The sequence below is a fragment of the Saccharothrix mutabilis subsp. mutabilis genome (genome assembly GCF_039521145.1).
GTDB classification, from domain to species: domain Bacteria; phylum Actinomycetota; class Actinomycetes; order Mycobacteriales; family Pseudonocardiaceae; genus Actinosynnema; species Actinosynnema mutabilis.
Genome location: NZ_BAAABU010000005.1, coordinates 406,285 through 420,956 on the forward strand (window position 1 = coordinate 406,285; position 14,672 = coordinate 420,956).

At 73.4% G+C, this 14,672-nt stretch carries 16 protein-coding genes and 1 riboswitch; of the genes, 6 read left to right on the plus strand and 10 right to left on the minus strand.

What is annotated here, in order from left to right; all coding sequences use genetic code 11:
* Complete coding sequence (locus ABD126_RS15930; RefSeq protein WP_343934592.1) at positions 1-1,968, minus strand: putative cobaltochelatase; 1,968 nt, start codon at positions 1,966-1,968, stop codon at positions 1-3.
* Between the two features lie 58 nt (positions 1,969-2,026).
* Positions 2,027-2,098: riboswitch (cobalamin riboswitch) on the minus strand.
* 8 nt (positions 2,099-2,106) lie between these two features.
* Positions 2,107-2,709, minus strand: a complete 603-nt coding sequence (locus tag ABD126_RS15935; protein WP_343934593.1) for a TetR/AcrR family transcriptional regulator — start codon at positions 2,707-2,709, stop codon at positions 2,107-2,109.
* 117 nt (positions 2,710-2,826) lie between these two features.
* Between ABD126_RS15935 and ABD126_RS15940 the strand changes: the two genes are divergently transcribed.
* Entirely contained in the window at positions 2,827-3,135 is a 309-nt protein-coding gene (locus ABD126_RS15940) for a zinc-binding dehydrogenase (RefSeq protein ID WP_343934594.1), read from the plus strand.
* Here the strand turns inward: ABD126_RS15940 and ABD126_RS15945 are convergent.
* The gene (locus tag ABD126_RS15945) at positions 3,055-4,287 is read right to left on the minus strand and encodes a cytochrome P450 (protein ID WP_343934595.1); all 1,233 of its coding nucleotides are present in this window, start codon (positions 4,285-4,287) and stop codon (positions 3,055-3,057) included. The two genes, ABD126_RS15940 and ABD126_RS15945, sit on opposite strands and share 81 nt — an antisense overlap.
* Positions 4,288-4,323: 36 nt before the next feature.
* Here ABD126_RS15945 and ABD126_RS15950 point away from each other — a divergent pair, with 36 nt between their 5' ends.
* Complete coding sequence (locus tag ABD126_RS15950; RefSeq protein WP_343934596.1) at positions 4,324-5,514, plus strand: 8-amino-7-oxononanoate synthase; 1,191 nt, start codon at positions 4,324-4,326, stop codon at positions 5,512-5,514.
* Here the strand turns inward: ABD126_RS15950 and ABD126_RS15955 are convergent.
* Both ABD126_RS15955 and ABD126_RS15960 read right to left on the minus strand, forming a co-directional pair.
* Positions 5,468-5,920 (minus strand): GNAT family N-acetyltransferase, encoded by a 453-nt coding sequence (locus tag ABD126_RS15955; protein ID WP_343934597.1) that lies wholly within the window; start codon positions 5,918-5,920, stop codon positions 5,468-5,470. The two genes, ABD126_RS15950 and ABD126_RS15955, sit on opposite strands and share 47 nt — an antisense overlap.
* A 20-nt stretch (positions 5,921-5,940) precedes the next feature.
* Positions 5,941-6,660: a serine protease gene (locus ABD126_RS15960; RefSeq protein WP_343934598.1), complete on the minus strand. Its 720-nt coding sequence runs from the start codon at positions 6,658-6,660 to the stop codon at positions 5,941-5,943.
* Between the two features lie 165 nt (positions 6,661-6,825).
* Between ABD126_RS15960 and ABD126_RS15965 the strand changes: the two genes are divergently transcribed.
* Positions 6,826-7,437, plus strand: a complete 612-nt coding sequence (locus ABD126_RS15965) for a LysE family translocator (RefSeq protein ID WP_343934599.1) — start codon at positions 6,826-6,828, stop codon at positions 7,435-7,437.
* A gap of 165 nt (positions 7,438-7,602) precedes the next feature.
* Here ABD126_RS15965 and ABD126_RS15970 read toward each other — a convergent pair whose 3' ends face one another.
* Positions 7,603-8,364: a S1 family peptidase gene (locus ABD126_RS15970; protein ID WP_343934600.1), complete on the minus strand. Its 762-nt coding sequence runs from the start codon at positions 8,362-8,364 to the stop codon at positions 7,603-7,605.
* Positions 8,365-8,463: 99 nt separating this feature from the next.
* A complete protein-coding gene (locus ABD126_RS15975; protein ID WP_343934601.1) occupies positions 8,464-9,501 on the minus strand; it encodes a M48 family metallopeptidase in 1,038 nt (345 codons plus the stop codon).
* Between the two features lie 69 nt (positions 9,502-9,570).
* On the opposite strand from ABD126_RS15975, the gene ABD126_RS15980 reads away from it, so the two are divergent.
* Positions 9,571-10,503, plus strand: coding sequence for an alpha/beta hydrolase (locus ABD126_RS15980; protein WP_343934602.1), 933 nt, complete (start codon positions 9,571-9,573; stop codon positions 10,501-10,503).
* Between the two features lie 46 nt (positions 10,504-10,549).
* On the opposite strand, the gene ABD126_RS15985 is transcribed toward ABD126_RS15980, so the two are convergent.
* Positions 10,550-11,389, minus strand: coding sequence for a serine hydrolase (locus ABD126_RS15985; protein ID WP_343934603.1), 840 nt, complete (start codon positions 11,387-11,389; stop codon positions 10,550-10,552).
* On the minus strand, positions 11,386-12,327 hold the full coding sequence (locus ABD126_RS15990; RefSeq protein WP_343934604.1) for a LysR family transcriptional regulator: 942 nt from the start codon (positions 12,325-12,327) through the stop codon (positions 11,386-11,388). Before ABD126_RS15990 ends, ABD126_RS15985 begins: the two co-directional genes overlap by 4 nt.
* Before the next feature lie 92 nt (positions 12,328-12,419).
* Between ABD126_RS15990 and ABD126_RS15995 the strand changes: the two genes are divergently transcribed.
* Positions 12,420-13,343: an MBL fold metallo-hydrolase gene (locus tag ABD126_RS15995; protein WP_343934605.1), complete on the plus strand. Its 924-nt coding sequence runs from the start codon at positions 12,420-12,422 to the stop codon at positions 13,341-13,343.
* On the opposite strand, the gene ABD126_RS16000 is transcribed toward ABD126_RS15995, so the two are convergent.
* Positions 13,340-13,921: a TetR/AcrR family transcriptional regulator gene (locus ABD126_RS16000; RefSeq protein WP_343934606.1), complete on the minus strand. Its 582-nt coding sequence runs from the start codon at positions 13,919-13,921 to the stop codon at positions 13,340-13,342. The two genes, ABD126_RS15995 and ABD126_RS16000, sit on opposite strands and share 4 nt — an antisense overlap.
* 87 nt (positions 13,922-14,008) lie before the next feature.
* On the opposite strand from ABD126_RS16000, the gene ABD126_RS16005 reads away from it, so the two are divergent.
* Entirely contained in the window at positions 14,009-14,671 is a 663-nt protein-coding gene (locus ABD126_RS16005) for a CatB-related O-acetyltransferase (protein WP_343934607.1), read from the plus strand.
* Position 14,672: the final 1 nt, after the last annotated feature.

The following is a 14,672-nucleotide window of genomic DNA, read 5'->3' on the forward strand; positions in this document are numbered from 1 at the left end:
TTACGCGGCGCGTGCGGCGCGCACGACGCCGGCGACCTGGTCGGCGGACAGTTCTTCGAGGCGCAGGCACACCGCGTCCAGCGCCTGGGCGACGCGGGCGGCCAGCCCCAGCCGGATGTGGCCGGACTCGCAGTCCACGACCACGGCCGCCACCTCGTCGGCGGCCAGCAGGCCGGCGGCGCGCAGGGCGTCGCGCATCGGGTCGCCGCCGGTGCTCGTTGCGGTGGCGCGGCCGTCGGTGAGCAGGACCAGCAGCGGGCGGCGGCGCGGGTCGCGGACCCGTTCGGTCTGCAACACCCGGCGGGCCTTGAGCAGGCCGTCGGCCAACGGGGTGCGCCCGCCGGTCCGCAGCTGCCGCAGGCGGGCGGCGGCGGCGTCCACGGAGTTCGTCGGCGGGAGCGCGGTCTCGGCGGCGCCGCCCCGGAAGGTGATCACGCCGACCTTGTCACGCCGCTGGTAGGCGTCGCGCAGCAGCGAGATCACCGCGCCGCTGACCGCCGACATCCGCTGCCGGGCGGCCATCGAGCCGGACGCGTCGACCACGAACAGGACGAGGTTGCTCTCCTTGCCCTCGCGGACCGCCCGCCGCAGGTCGGCGCCGCGCAGCACCAGCCCGGGACCGCTGCGCCCGCGCGCGGCCTGGTGCGGCGCCGCCGCGCCCAGCGTGCCGACCAGGTGCAGCCCGCTGCCGTCCACAGTGGACGACCGCACGACCCGCCCGGTGCGGGCGCGCGCCCGGGACCGCTTGCCCGGCGCGCCTTCACCGACCCCGGGCACTTCGAGCAGGCGCGTGCGGAACGACGGCGCCGGCGCGTGCGTGCGCTCGGGCGCGTTCCCCCGACCGTCCGGAGTGGACGGGGCATCGCCGTGGTCGGGCGGCAGGCCGTCGTCGCCGCCGTCGGGCAGGCCGCCGCCGTCCGGGCCGTCCGGGTCGGGTTCGGGCTCGGGCTCGGCCGCGTGCTCGGCGCCCTGCTTCATGGCGTCTTCGAGCTGCTCTTCTTCCAGGCCCGGCTCGTCGAACGGGTCCCGCCGCTTGCGGTGCGGCAGCGCGAGCCGGACGGCGGCCTCCACGTCGGCCTCGGCGACCTCGTCCGCACCGCGCCAGGCGGCGTGCGCGACGGCCGTGCGCGCGACGACCAGGTCGGCCCGCATGCCGTCCACCTCGAAGGCCGCGCAGACGGCGGCGATCCGGCGCAGCTCGGCGTCGGGCAGCACGACGGCGGACAGGCGGTCGCGGGCGGTGACGATCCGGGCGGCCAGCTCGGCGTCCTGCTCGGCCCACCGCGCGGCGAACCCGACCGGGTCGGCCTCGTAGGCGAGGCGGCGGCGGATGACCTCGGTGCGGGTCGCGACGTCCCGGGCGGCCTTGACGGACACGGTGAGGCCGAAGCGGTCCAGCAGCTGCGGGCGGAGTTCGCCTTCCTCGGGGTTCATCGTGCCGACCAGCAGGAAGGAGGCCGCGTGCGAGACGGAGACCCCTTCGCGCTCGACGTGGGCGCGGCCCATCGCGGCGGCGTCGAGCAGCAGGTCCACCAGGTGGTCGTGCAGGAGGTTGACCTCGTCGACGTACAGCACGCCCCGGTGCGCGGCGGCGAGCAGCCCCGGCTGGTACGCCCGGACGCCCTCGGTCAACGCGCGCTCAAGGTCGAGGGACCCGATCAACCGGTCCTCGGTGGCCCCGACCGGCAACTCGACCAACCGCGCCGGCCGCCGGTCCGGAACACCCGCGTCGTGCGGGCCGTCCGGGCAGTCCACCTCCACCGCCGGGTCGCACGCGAAGCGGCAGCCCGGCACCACGTCCAGTTCCGGCAGCAAAGCCGCCAGCGCCCGGACCACGGTCGACTTCGCGGTCCCCTTCTCACCCCGCACCAGCACACCGCCGATCCCGGGGTGCACGGCGTTCAACAGCAGGGCCAAGCGGAGGTCGTCGTGTCCGACGACGGCGGAAAAGGGGAAACGCGCGCCCATGCGGCGGTGTCCTTCCTCGGGTGTCCACGCCCGTGTCCGGTCGAGTCGTCCGGGGGCCGAGTTCCTGACTCCCGGCGGAACTCCCCCGGTCACAGTGGCGGGACCGTGCCGGATTCGCACCGGCTTCCTCGCGCACCCCTACAGCGGAGGCATCGTCGCATCCCGGCCGGCGCCGACCAAGTCCCCGGTCAGCACGGCGCGCGCGAGCGCGATCACACCCAGCCGCACCTGCCCCACCGGCAGACCGACCCGGTGGACCAGGTGGTGGAGGTGTTCACCGCGCAGGTTCGCCAGCAGCGCGTGCGCCAGGAAATCCGCGTCCTCGTACGGCCTGACCTGCGCGATCAACGTCGACAGCCGGGCGTGCGCGAGGTCGAGGTCGGCGTCGCACCCGCTGCCCCGCGCCGACACCTGCTCCAACGCCCGGACCACCGCCAGGTTGGCCATCACGTGGTCGAACAGGGTGGCCACGAACGTGATCACCCTCTCGTCCGGCGGCCGGTCGGTGGAGGTGACCAACACTTCGGACTCGGCCTTCCAGGCTTCGGCGCTCTCCGCCACGACGGCCTGGACCAACCCCTCCCGGTCGCCGAACCGGCGGAACACCGTCCCCTTGCCGACGCCCGCCGCGACCGCCACGTCCTCCATGTTCACCGCGTCGAGCCCGCGTTCCCCGATCAGCCGCGAGGCGGCGGCGAGGATCGCGGCCCGGTTGCGCGCGGCGTCGCGGCGTTCGGCCACGGGCACCTCCCACGACTCGACAGAACCGGACCGGCAGTCCGTATCGTAGCGGACGAGCAAAGCGGACCGTCGGTCCGATTCGAGGGCTGGGCCGAGCGGGTCGGCGAGGTGGACGTGGTGTTCTCCTCCGTCGGCGGCACCACCGCCCGGCAGTCGTTCGACCTGGTCCGCCCCGGGACCGGCCGACTGGTGGTGTTCGGCTTCGCCAGCGGCGAACCGCTGGACGTCACCGCGTCGGACGTCTTCGCCAAGGGCGTCGCCCTGATCGGCCTGGGCGACCCGCTCACGCCGGACAACGTGCGCAAGGTGTTCGAGCTGGGCCTGAAGACGACCCCGGGCGAGGCGCTACCGCCGGCCGACGCCGCCCGCGCCCACGAGGCCCTGGAGTCCCGCGCCACCACCGGCAAGCTGATCCTCGTCCCCTAGCTCGACGCGCACGCTCAGCGGCGCCCGGAACGACAGCAGCCCGAGCATGGGCGGCGGCTCGGTCGAGGCCAGGCGCAGGCGGGGGAACCGCGCGAAGGTCTCCCGCAGCACCACCTCCGCCTCCAGCCGGGCCAGGCCCGCGCCCAGGCAGAAGTGCCGGCCGAACCCGAACGCGAGGTGCTTGCGCGCGTTCGGCCGGGCCGGGCACAGCCGCTCCGGCTCGTCGAACACCTCCGGGTCGGACCCGGCGCCCGCGAGCATCAGCAGCAGCTGCGCGCCCTTCGGCACGGCCACGCCGGAGAGCGTCACGTCCCGCGCCGCCACCCGCCGCCACGTGTTGACCGGCGGGTCGCGGCGCAGCACCTCCTCGACGCACCGCTCCGCCATGCCGGGCTCGCCCAGCCGGGACCACAGGTCGCCGTGCCGCAGCACCGCGTCGAACACCGCGCACAGCAGCTGGGTCGTGGTCTCCTGGCCCGCGATCAGCAGGAAGTAGCACAGGCCGGCCGCGTCCCGGACCGGCACGTCCTCCCGGCGCAGCGCGGCGAACAGGTCGTCCCCGGCGGGGTCGGCGGCCTTGATCCGCGCGGTGAGCCACTGGTGGAACTCGGCGGCGGGGCCAGCCAGCTCGTGCTGGCGCTCGACGGTCACGTCACCCCAGAACAGCTCCAGCGACGCCGTGCTCCACGCCTTGAGCTTGTCGACGTCCACGTCCCGGATGCCCATGACCTCCAGCAGCACGATCGCCGGCAGGTCCCGCGCCAGCGCGGGGTGCAGGTCAACCCTCCCCGACAACTCGCGCAAACGTTCGCGTGCCAGTTCGGCGATCCGCGGGCGCATGGCGGCGACCCGCGACGGGGTCAGGAAAGCCGCCACCAGTCGCCGCAGGCCGGTGTGGGTGTCGGTGCCGTTGTTGGCCAGGGTCGGCGGCAGCGAGAAGCCCGCGCGGGCCAGCGTGCGCAGCACCGGCGACGGGATCGGGGTCACGGCGGTCAGCGCGTTGTCCGGGTGGAAGGTCCCCGGGTCCGCCAGCACGGCCTTCACGTCCGCGTACCGGCTGACCAGCCACAACCCGGTCCGCTCGTCGCGGTGGACCGGCGCGTCCACGCGCAGCGACCGCAGGTCGTCCCGCCCGAGCTGGAAGAGGTCCACGCGGGGACGGTAACCGTCGGATGCGACACTGCCGGCGTGAGTGTGAGCACAGGGGTGTCCGCGCCGGAGTCGGTGTTCGACTGGATCGACACGCGTGCCGAGGCGCGCGCGAAGGCGGGCCTGGCCCGTCAGGTGCGCCCGCGCCCGGCCGACTCGACCGACCTCGACCTCGCGTCCAACGACTACCTGGGCCTGGCCCGGGACAAGCGGGTCGCGGGCGCCGCCGCGGCGGCCTCGCTGCGCTGGGGCGCGGGCTCCACCGGGTCCCGCCTGGTCACCGGTTCCACCGAGCTGCACACCGAGCTGGAGTACGAGCTGGCCAACTTCTGCGGCACCCAGTCCGCACTGGTGTTCTCCTCCGGCTACGCGGCCAACCTGGGCGTGCTCACGGCCCTGTCCGGCCCCGGCACGGCCATCGTCGCCGACCAGCACATCCACGCCTCGCTGATCGACGGGACCCGGCTGTCCAAGGCGGACGTCGTCGTCGCGGGCCACTGCGACGTGCCGAAGGTCGCGCACGCCCTGGCCACCCGCGGCAAGCGGCGCGCGCTAGTGGTGACCGACTCGGTCTTCTCCGTCGACGGCGACCTGGCCCCGCTGGCCGAACTCGCCGCGACCTGCGGCGAGCACGGGTCGGCGCTGGTCGTGGACGACGCGCACGGCCTGGGCGTGGTCGGCGAGGGCGGGCGGGGCGCGGTGCACGCGGCCGGCCTGGCGAAAGCACCCGATGTGGTGACGACGGTGACGCTGTCCAAGTCGCTGGGCGCGATGGGCGGCGCCGTGCTCGGCCCCAGCCGGGTGATCAAGCACCTGGTGGACACCGCGCGCACGTTCATCTTCGACACCGGCCTGGCGCCCAGCAGCGCCGCCGCCGCCCTGGCCGCGCTGAAGGTGCTGCGCGAGGAGCCGGACCGGCCCACGCGCGCCCTCGACGTGGCTCAGGACCTGGCGTTCCGTCTGAAGGACAAGGGTTTCCGGGTCAGCTCGCCGACCGCCGCCGTGGTGTCGGTGCAGGCGCCGTCGCCGGAGGCGGCCGTGGCGTGGGCCGAGGGGTGCCGGGCGCAGGGCGTCCTGGTCGGCTGCTTCCGGCCGCCGTCGGTGCCCGACCAGGTCTCGCGGCTGCGCCTGACCGCCCGCGCCGACCTCACCGAGGCCGACGTCGAGCGCGCGGTGCGGGTGATCAGCGAGACCGGCGCATCCGCAGGTGCGGTATCCCGTCCTCGATGAACTCCGCGCCCTCGGGCCGGAACCCGAACGAGGCGTAGAAGTCGGCCACGTAGGTCTGGGCGTCCAGCACGCACTCGGTGGTCCCGACCTCGACCAGCGCCGCCTCCACCAGCCGCCGGCTGAACCCGAGGCCGCGCGCGGCGCGGGCCGTGCAGACCCGGCCGATGCGGTAGGTGCCGCCCGGCTCCTCCAGCAGCCTCAGGTAGGCCTGCGGCACGCCGTCGACCTCCAGCCAGAAGTGCCGGGTGGCGGGTTCGAGGTCACGGCCGTCGAGGTCGGCGTACACGCAGTTCTGCTCGACCACGAACACGTCGTTGCGCAGCTTGAGCAGGTGGTAGACCTCCGCCGCGGTCAGGTCGGCGGACCACTTGCGGCGCAGGGTGGCCGGGAACGGTTGCGAACGCACCCCGGATTGGTACCACAGTCTCAGATCCGGTCGAGGTACCGGCTCACCCTGGTGTAGGCGCCGGGCAACCCGGCCCGCGCGCACCCCTTGCCGTAGGACACGATCCCGACCAGCGCGCCGCGCACGGTCATCGGCCCGCCGGAGTCGCCCTCGCAGGCGTCCTTGCCGCCCTCGGGGTAGCCGGCGCACAGCATCGAGTCGGGCCGGAAGCCCTCCAACGCCTGCGCGCACGCCTGGTCGCTCAACACCGGCAGGTCCACCTCGCGCAGCGTGGCGCTGGGCGGGGCCAACTCGGCGGTGCGGCCCCACCCGTACACGGTGGCCACGTCGCCCGGCCCGGCCTCGCCCAGCGGGACCGGCCGGTACGGCAGCCGCTGGACCAGGGTGAGCGTGGCGATGTCGTCGCCCTGGGCGGCGGTCTCGAAGTCCGGGTGCCGCCACACCGAGGCCACCCGCACCTCCCGCCCGTCCGAGCGGTCCAGGTCGCGCCGGCCCGCGACCACGCGCAGGTCGCCCACCAGCCGTTCCCGGGTGCCCAGGGCCGAGCGCTCGACCGTGCAGTGCGCGGCGGTGAGCACCTTGTCCGGCGCGATCAACGCGCCCCCGCAGAAGAACTGCCCGTACCGGTCGTACAGCGCGACCACCCACGGCTGGTCGGCGGCCTCCCGCCCGCCCACGACCGCGGCGGCCGGCGTGGCGACGAGGACGAGCACGGCGAAGACCAGCGCAGTGATCCGCATGGAGCACCCCTCTACGACAGGTGGCCGAATGTGCACAGACAGTAGCGGTCGTGCTCACCGGGTATCAAATCCGGAAATTTTGTTGTTAGGATCCTGTAGAGCCGAAGATTCCACGGCAGGTGAGGCAGATCACGCGCATCTGTCCGGCCATCGAGGGAGGGAAACATGCACCTGGACTTCACCCAGCTACCGGCGTTCCTGATCGCGTGCGCGGTGGTCGTGCTGACGCCGGGCGTGGACGCCTTCCTCCTGCTCCGGACGTCGCTGCGCGCCGGGACCAAGGCCGGCCTGTGGGCGCTGGCCGGCATCCACACCGCCGCCGCGGTGCAGGTGCTGCTGGTGATCTCCGGCCTCGGCGTGGTGATCGCGCAGTACCCGCCGGTGCTCACGGCGCTGCGCTGGATCGGCGCGGCCTACCTGCTGTACCTGGCGGTGACCATCGCGCGGAGCCTGGTCCGCCGGGTGGGCGTCGAGGACGACGGCGAGGTCGTGTCGGTCCGCCCGTTCCGCCAGGGGTTCCTGACCAACATCACCAACCCGAAGATGCTGCTGTTCTCGCTGGCCTTCCTGCCCCAGTTCATCGGGACGGGCAGCCCGACGGCGCAGCTCGCGCTGCTGGCGGTCGTCTTCCTGGGCCTGGCGGCGCTGTGGGAGCTGCTCATCGTGCTGGCGGCAAGCCGGATGGCGACCCGGTTGGGCCGCCCCGGCGTGACCACGGCGCTGGACGCGGTGTGCGCGGCGGTCTTCTTCGCGATGTCGGTCGGCCTGGTCGTCTGACCCGGCCCGGATCTCCGACACGTCCTCCACGACGGTGCCGCCGACGATCCTCGGGTCCTCGGTCGCGACGGCGGACGGGGCGAACGTCACCAGTGCCGGCAGCACGGCCAAGGAAGTCCTCGTGACCAGCACTGAAATGAGTCGCCCCGGCCCGCGCCACTCACGTCACTCGGAGGCGCTTCCCCCGGGCAGGGCGATCTGCTCGGACAGCACACCGTGGTAGGTCGCCACGCGCGAGTAGATGCCGTACTTGCCCGGCCGGGCGCAGCCCTCGCCCCACGACGTCACGCCGATCAGGACCTCCCCGACCACGAGCGGGCCGCCGGAGTCGCCCTGGCAGGTGTCCTTGCCGCCCTCGGCGTAGCCGGCGCACACCATCGACTCGGCGTCGTACTGGAAGTACGCGTTCTCGCAGTCCTCGTCGGACACCACGGGCAGGGTCACGCCGAGCAGGTAGCGCGACGCCGGGGACTGCTCGGAGGTCCGGCCCCAGCCCAGCCCGAACGCCTTCGTCCCGGGCGCGTACGGGGCGGCGCTGTCGGCCAGTCGCGCCGGCCGCGCGGTCACCTGCTCGCGCAGGGTCAGCACGGCCACGTCGTTCCCGCGGTCGGCGCTGATGTAGTCCGGGTGCACCCAGATCGACGAGGACCGGACGACCCTGCCCTCCTCGCTCTGCTTGTCCTCGCGGCCGACGACGACCCGGGTGGAGCGCGTGGAGCGGCCGGCGACGCAGTGCGCCGCGGTGACCACCTTGGTCGGCGCGACGAGCGTCCCGCCGCAGAACTGGTTGCCGCTCGCGTCCGCGATGAACACGACCCACGGGTGGTCGGCGATCTTCACCCGGTCACCGCCGACCACTCTCGGGTCGGCCGCCGCCGAACCCCCGAACAGCACCGCCAACACCGCCACGAGCGCACCCAGCCGCACAAGGCCTCCTCTGATCGGCAACACCCGTCCGAGGCTAGCCAGAACGGCCGCGCGCGCTACGCCAATCAGCGGCAGTGGCGGGGCTGTCACGCTATCGGGTTACTCCGCGTCGTCCTTGGCGCCGTTGCCGCCGAAGCGGGAGCGCACCTTGTCCGCCGCGCCGACCAGCACGTCGCCGACCTCGTTGAGCACCTTGACCAGCGGGTCCTCGGACCGGGCCGCGGAGTCCTTGTACGAGCGGGCCGCGTTCTTAAGGTCCTCGGTGAACGACGACGTCGGGCGGTCGTCCTCGCGGCGCGCGTAGGTGCCGGTGAGGATCTCCCGGTACTCCTCGCCGGCCGCCCACCGCTGGAGTTCCGCGGCGCGCACGACGGCCATCGGGTGGGTCCGCCGCCACGTGTTGGCCAGCTTGAGCACGCTGTCGCGCACGTCCTCGACCTGCTCGTACTCCTTGGCCTGCTTGAGGAACTCGGCCGTGTCCACCTGCGAGACGTCCATGCCGCCCGCCATCGCCACGTGCACCCGCAGCGCGGCGGCCGGGTCCTGGCCGACCAGCAGGCCGGCGCGGTCGCAGCTCAACTCGGTCTTGCGGTACCACTCGGTGAGCGCCGCGATCACCGCGCGGACCGCCCAGTAGCCGGCGGGCATCCAGCCCAGGCTGTTCTGCAGCTGCATCAGGCGGAACAGGATCGTGCGGTACAGGGCGTGGCCGGACAGCACGTGCCCCATCTCGTGGCCGATCGCGAACCGCAGGCCCTCGGTGTCCAGCAGCTCCACCAGGCCCGTGGTCAGCACGATGAACGGCCTGTCGATGCCCAGCGTCGCCGCCTGCGGGTCGGGGTTGCGCTCGATGAACACCTCGGGCACCGGGTCGAGGTCCAGCGCCGCCGCGGCCTCCTTCCGCAGCCCGTCGATCACGGGGTACTGGCGCGGCCCGACCCGGATCGCCGACGCCACGTACAACAACCGCTCGCCGCGCTCGGTGAACGCCCCCGCCACCGCCTGCAACACCGGCCCGATGCCCGGCACCGCCCGCAAGACCGCCAACGCCCCCCGGTCGGCCGGGTGCTCGTAGGCCCGCGGGCTGATCCCCGGGAACCGCACGCGCGAACTCGACCGCTCGATCTCCTCGCTCATGGCCTCCACAGTGCCACGGGTGGGCAGTGTCATCTCCCGGAACGGGCATTCCCGATGCACACTGGCGCGGTGAACGCAGACGTGCTCGGCGCCGGCTACGAGACCCGGACGCTGCCCCTGGGCGGCGGGGACCTCAGCGCGACCCTGGTCCGCCGCCGCGCCCGGCCGGCGACCCGGGGTGCGGTGCTCTACGTCCACGGCTTCGCCGACTACTTCTTCCAGACGCACGTGGCGGAGCACTTCACCGCGCGCGGCTTCGACTTCTACGCGCTGGACCTGCGCGCGTACGGCCGGTCGCTGAAGGCGGGCCAGACGGCGAACTTCGTGACCGACCTGGCCGAGCACTTCGAGGAGATCGACGCGGCGGTGCGCGTGATCCGCGAGGAGGACGGGCACCGGCACCTGGTCGTGATGGGCCATTCGACGGGCGGGCTGATCACCACGCTGTGGGCGCACGAGCGGCGTGCGGACGGGTTGTTCGACGCGTTGGTGCTCAACAGCCCGTGGCTGGACCTGGCGGAGCCGTGGATCACGCGGACCGTCGGCACGGCGGTGATCCGCGCCGTGGGCCGGATCGCGCCGAAGCTGGTGCTGAAGAAGGGCCTCGGCCCGGTGTACGGCCAGAGCATCCACTCCGACCACCACGGCGAGTGGGACTTCGACACGACGTGGAAGCCGATCGAGGCGTTCCCCGTGCTGGCGGGCTGGTTGCGGGCGGTCCGCCGCGGGCACGCCACCGTCCACCGGGGCTTGGACGTGTCGGTGCCGGTGCTGCTCCTCCGGTCCGCCCGCAGCCACCTGCACGCGAAGAAGTGGACGCCGGAGGCGATGAGCGCGGACACCGTGCTGGACGTCGAGCACATGCGGCGGTGGGCGCCGAAGATCGGTTCCCGGGTGACGGTCGTGCAGGTGGAGAACGGGTTGCACGACCTGTTCCTGTCCGCCGAACCCGTGCGCGACCGGGCGTTGGCGGAGGTCGACGAGTTCCTCGACTCGATCTGATCGTCGGTGGTCGTGGGCAGCGTCCGGCGCACTCCACGACCACTGGTCAGCGCAGGTGTTCGACGGCCAGGCGGGCGGCCGTCCCGATGACCGCGTCCGCCGCGGGCAGGGTGAACGCCGTGCTCGCGCTGCGGGTGAACACCGCCACCGCGTACCGGCCGCCGTCGGGGTAGGAGACCACGCCGACCTCGTTGCGCACGGTCGGCAGGGTGCCGGTCTTGCCCGCCACCCGGACGTCGTCGAACGGGAAGCCCGACGCGAGCCGGTGCGGCCACACCTGGAGTTCCATCGCGCGGCGGATCGGCTCGTAGCGGTCGTCGCCGAAGACGTGCCCGAGCAACGTGGTCAGCTCGCGGGCCGTGCCGCGGTTGGTCCGGGCCGGGTCGAGGGCGCGCAGGCGGGACAGGACCAGCGGGTCGGTCAGGGCGGCGGGCAGTTCGGCGGGTGCGGCGTCCTCGGCCATCGACCGCGCGAAGTCGCGGGCGCGGTGGACGACCGTCGTCTTCGTCAGGCCCAGCTCGCGCAGCACCCGGTTCACCTCGGCCAGGCCGACGACGTCCACGAGCGCGTCGGCGGCGGCGTTGTCGGAGACCGTCATCGCGAGGAAAGCCAAGTCCCGCAACGACATGGTGACCGGGTCGAGCATGCCGCCGATGCCGGTCGGGCCGGTGCTGCGCCCGCCCGGGTCGAGGGTGACCCGCCGGGTGAGGTCCGTTCCGCCGCGCAGCAGCGCCACCAGCAGCGGCAGCTTGAAGACGCTGGCCAGCACCACGGGCTCGTCCGCGCCGACGGCCACCTCGCGGGTCGGGTCGGCCAGGTCGACGGCGTGCAGCCGGCCGGTGACCCCGGCGTCGGCGAACGCGGCGCGGACGCGGGCGGCGCTCACGACAGGTACTCCGCGGCCGGGCGCGGGTAGCGCGGGAGGGTGCCCTCGGCGGGCCGCATCCCCTGTCCCGTCAGCACTTCCGCGACGGCGTCGGCGAACGCGGTGACCGCCGGGGTGTGCCGGCCGCGCGGCCACGCGGGCGCGGTCCGCCACAGCAGCGGGGTGCCGCGCAGGGGTCGCCAGGCGACGTCGGCGGGCGGCGAGACGCCGTCGTGCAACGCGACCGCGCCGCCCGCGAGCACCAGGCCCAGCGCGAACTCGGCGTTGCCCGCCTGGTGCACCTCGGTCGGCGTGTACCCGTGCCGGGCGCACGTGGTGAGCACTTCGTCGTGCAGCGCGGGCGCGGTGGCGCGCGGGAACAGCACCAGGCCCAGGCCGTTCAGGTCGGCCAGCCGCACGTCGGGCGCGGCGGCCAGCGGGTGGTCGGCGCGCAGCAGCACGCCCAGCGGGCTGGTCAGCACCTCCCCCAGGCTCAGCCACGACACGTCGAACGGCAGCCGCAGCACGCCGACGTCCAGCGACCGGTCGGCCAGGGCGCGCAACTGCTCGGCGGTGCCGATCTCGCGCAACTTCAGCTCCACCGGGCTGCGCACCCGGAACGCGGGCAGCAACGCGGCGACCGCCCGACCACCCAGGTCCGGCGGCACGCCCGCGCGCAACGTCCCCGCCTCGCCGCGCCGGAACCGCTCGGCCGACGCGCGCAACCGGTCCTCGCCGGCCAGCACGTCCCGCGCCTCGGGCAGCAGGTGGCGACCGGCGTCGGTGAGGGCGACGCGGCGGGCGTCCCGGTCGAACAGGCGGACCCCGAGTTCGCGTTCCAGGCGCTGGATGCTCTGCGACAGCGGCGGCTGCGACATGTGCAGCCGGGCGGCGGCGCGCCCGAAGTGCAGCTCCTCGGCGACCACGAGGAAGTACCGGAGGTGCCGCAGGAGGTCCACGAGCAGCGATGATAGAGGTTCGAATATCGCTGTCCGCGCGATATTGGACTTGGACACATGCTCGCGTGCGCTGGTGTCCTGGGCTCATGTGCTTGAACAGACGACAGGTGTTGGTCGGGTCCGCGGCGGCGTTGGCGGGGGCGGCGGTCGCGGGATCGGCGGTGCCGGCCTTCGCCGAGGGGCGCAGCGGGGTGCGGCTGCGGTGGCTGGGCGTCGCGGGGTGGGAGCTGACCTTCGCCGGGCGGCGCGTGGTGATCGACCCGTACCTGACCCGGCTGCCGGTGTTCGGCGCGGACGGCGGGTTCATCGAGGACTACCCGTTGACCGTGCGGAAGGACCTGCTCGACCGGCACCTGGCCGAGAAGCCCGAGCTGGTGCTGGTGTCGCACGGGCACTACGACCACATGCTGGAGGCGCCGTACCTGGTGGAGAAGCACGGTTCCCGCGTGATCGGGACCGAGACCCACCGCAACCTCCTGCTGGCGCAAGGCGTTCCGGCGTCGAACATCACGCTGGCGTCCGGTGGGGAGCACCTGGACTTCCACGGGTTCACCGTGCAGGCGTTCCGCAGCCTGCACTCGGTGTTCGGGAACTACGGCACCTTCGCGCCCGGCACCCTGACCGCCGTGCCGCGGCGTCCCGAGACGATCGCGGACCTGGTCGAGGGCGGGACGCTGGCCTACCTGGTCGACGTCGGCGGGTTCTCGGTGCTGTTCCTGTCCGGCACGGCGAACTTCATCGAGCGCGAGGTCGCCGGGTTGCGGCCGGACGTGCTGGTGCTGGGGATGAGCGGGCACGCGAACGTCTTCGACTACACGGCTAGGGCGTTGCGCGCGACCCGGCCGCGGGTGGTCGTGCCCAGCCACCACGACGACATGGTGACCCAGCTGGACGACCCGAAGCTCCCGCCGCGCGGCAACCCGGCGGCGGCTGCCGAGCTGGCCGACACGGCCCGGCGGATCGGGTTGGCGACGCGCGTCCTCGACCCGGAGATCCTGCGCTGGTACGAGTTCTAGAGCACCCCGGCCCGTGCGGCGGCCAGTGCCGCGCGGGCCGACCGGCGGGCGGTGTCGTGGTCGAGCGGTTCGCCGGTGACGAAGATCCGGTAGTAGAGCGGGGCGCAGGTGAGCCGGACGAGTTCGACGGCGTCGACCCCTTCGGGCAGCTCGCCGCGTCGTTGGGCGCGGCGCACGACCTCGGCGGCCTGGGCCTGGCGGGCGGCGTAGAAGTCGCGCTTGGCCGCGCGGGCGCGTTGGGAGTGCAGGGCGGCGGTGACGATCGCCTCGGGCATGGCGCGCAGTGCCGGGTCGGTGAAGGCGTCCACCACCTCGTCGGCGATGGCGATCAGGTCGCCTTCGAGGGTGCCGGTGTCGGGGACCGGCCAGTCGGTGTCGCGGGCGTGGTCGAGGGCGTCGGCGATGAGGACGTCGATGGTGGCCCAACGCCGGTAAACGGTGGTCTTGTGCACGCCGGCGCGGGTGGCGACGTTCTCCACGGTCAGCCCGAGGTAGCCGTGCTCGACCAGCTCGGCGTAGGTCGCGGCGCGGACGGCGTCGCGGACGCGGGCGGAGCGCCCACCGGGTCTCGTGGTCACGGCGCCGATCCTAAACGCAACTCGTGTTGCTTTTGCGGCGAGTTGAGGGCATGCTTAACGCAACCCGAGTTGCTTTAAGGAGCCGCCTTGACGTTCATCCCCGACCCGACCACCGTCCACCCGCTGCCCGACCACCCGCGCGTCGTGCTGCTCAAGCCGTTGGTGGACGCGCCGACCATCGAGGTGGGCGAGTACACGTACTACGACGACCCGGAGCACGCGGCGGAGTTCCAGACGCGGAACGTGCTGTACGCGTACGGGACGGAGAAGCTGGTCATCGGGAAGTTCTGCGCCCTGGCGACGGGAACGCGCTTCATCATGGCCGGCGGCAACCACTTGACGTCGGGCGTGTCGACGTTCCCGTTCACGATGTTCGGCGGGACCTGGCAGACCGAGACGCTGGACCTGATCACGGGCATGGAGTCACGCGGGGACACCGTGGTGGGCAACGACGTGTGGTTCGGCTACGGGTCCCTGGTCATGCCGGGCGTGCGGATCGGGGACGGGGCGATCATCGCGTCCGGCGCGGTGGTGACGACCGACGTGCCGCCGTACACGGTGGTCGGCGGCAACCCGGCGAAGGCGGTGAAGCAACGCTACTCACCCGACGACGTGGACAGGCTCTTGCGGGCGGCGTGGTGGGACTGGCCGATTTCCTTGGTGACCGAGCACGTGCGCACGATCATGTCCGGGACGCCGTCGGAGATCGAGAGAATCGCTCAAGACCACGGCCTGCTGAAGGACTCGTGAG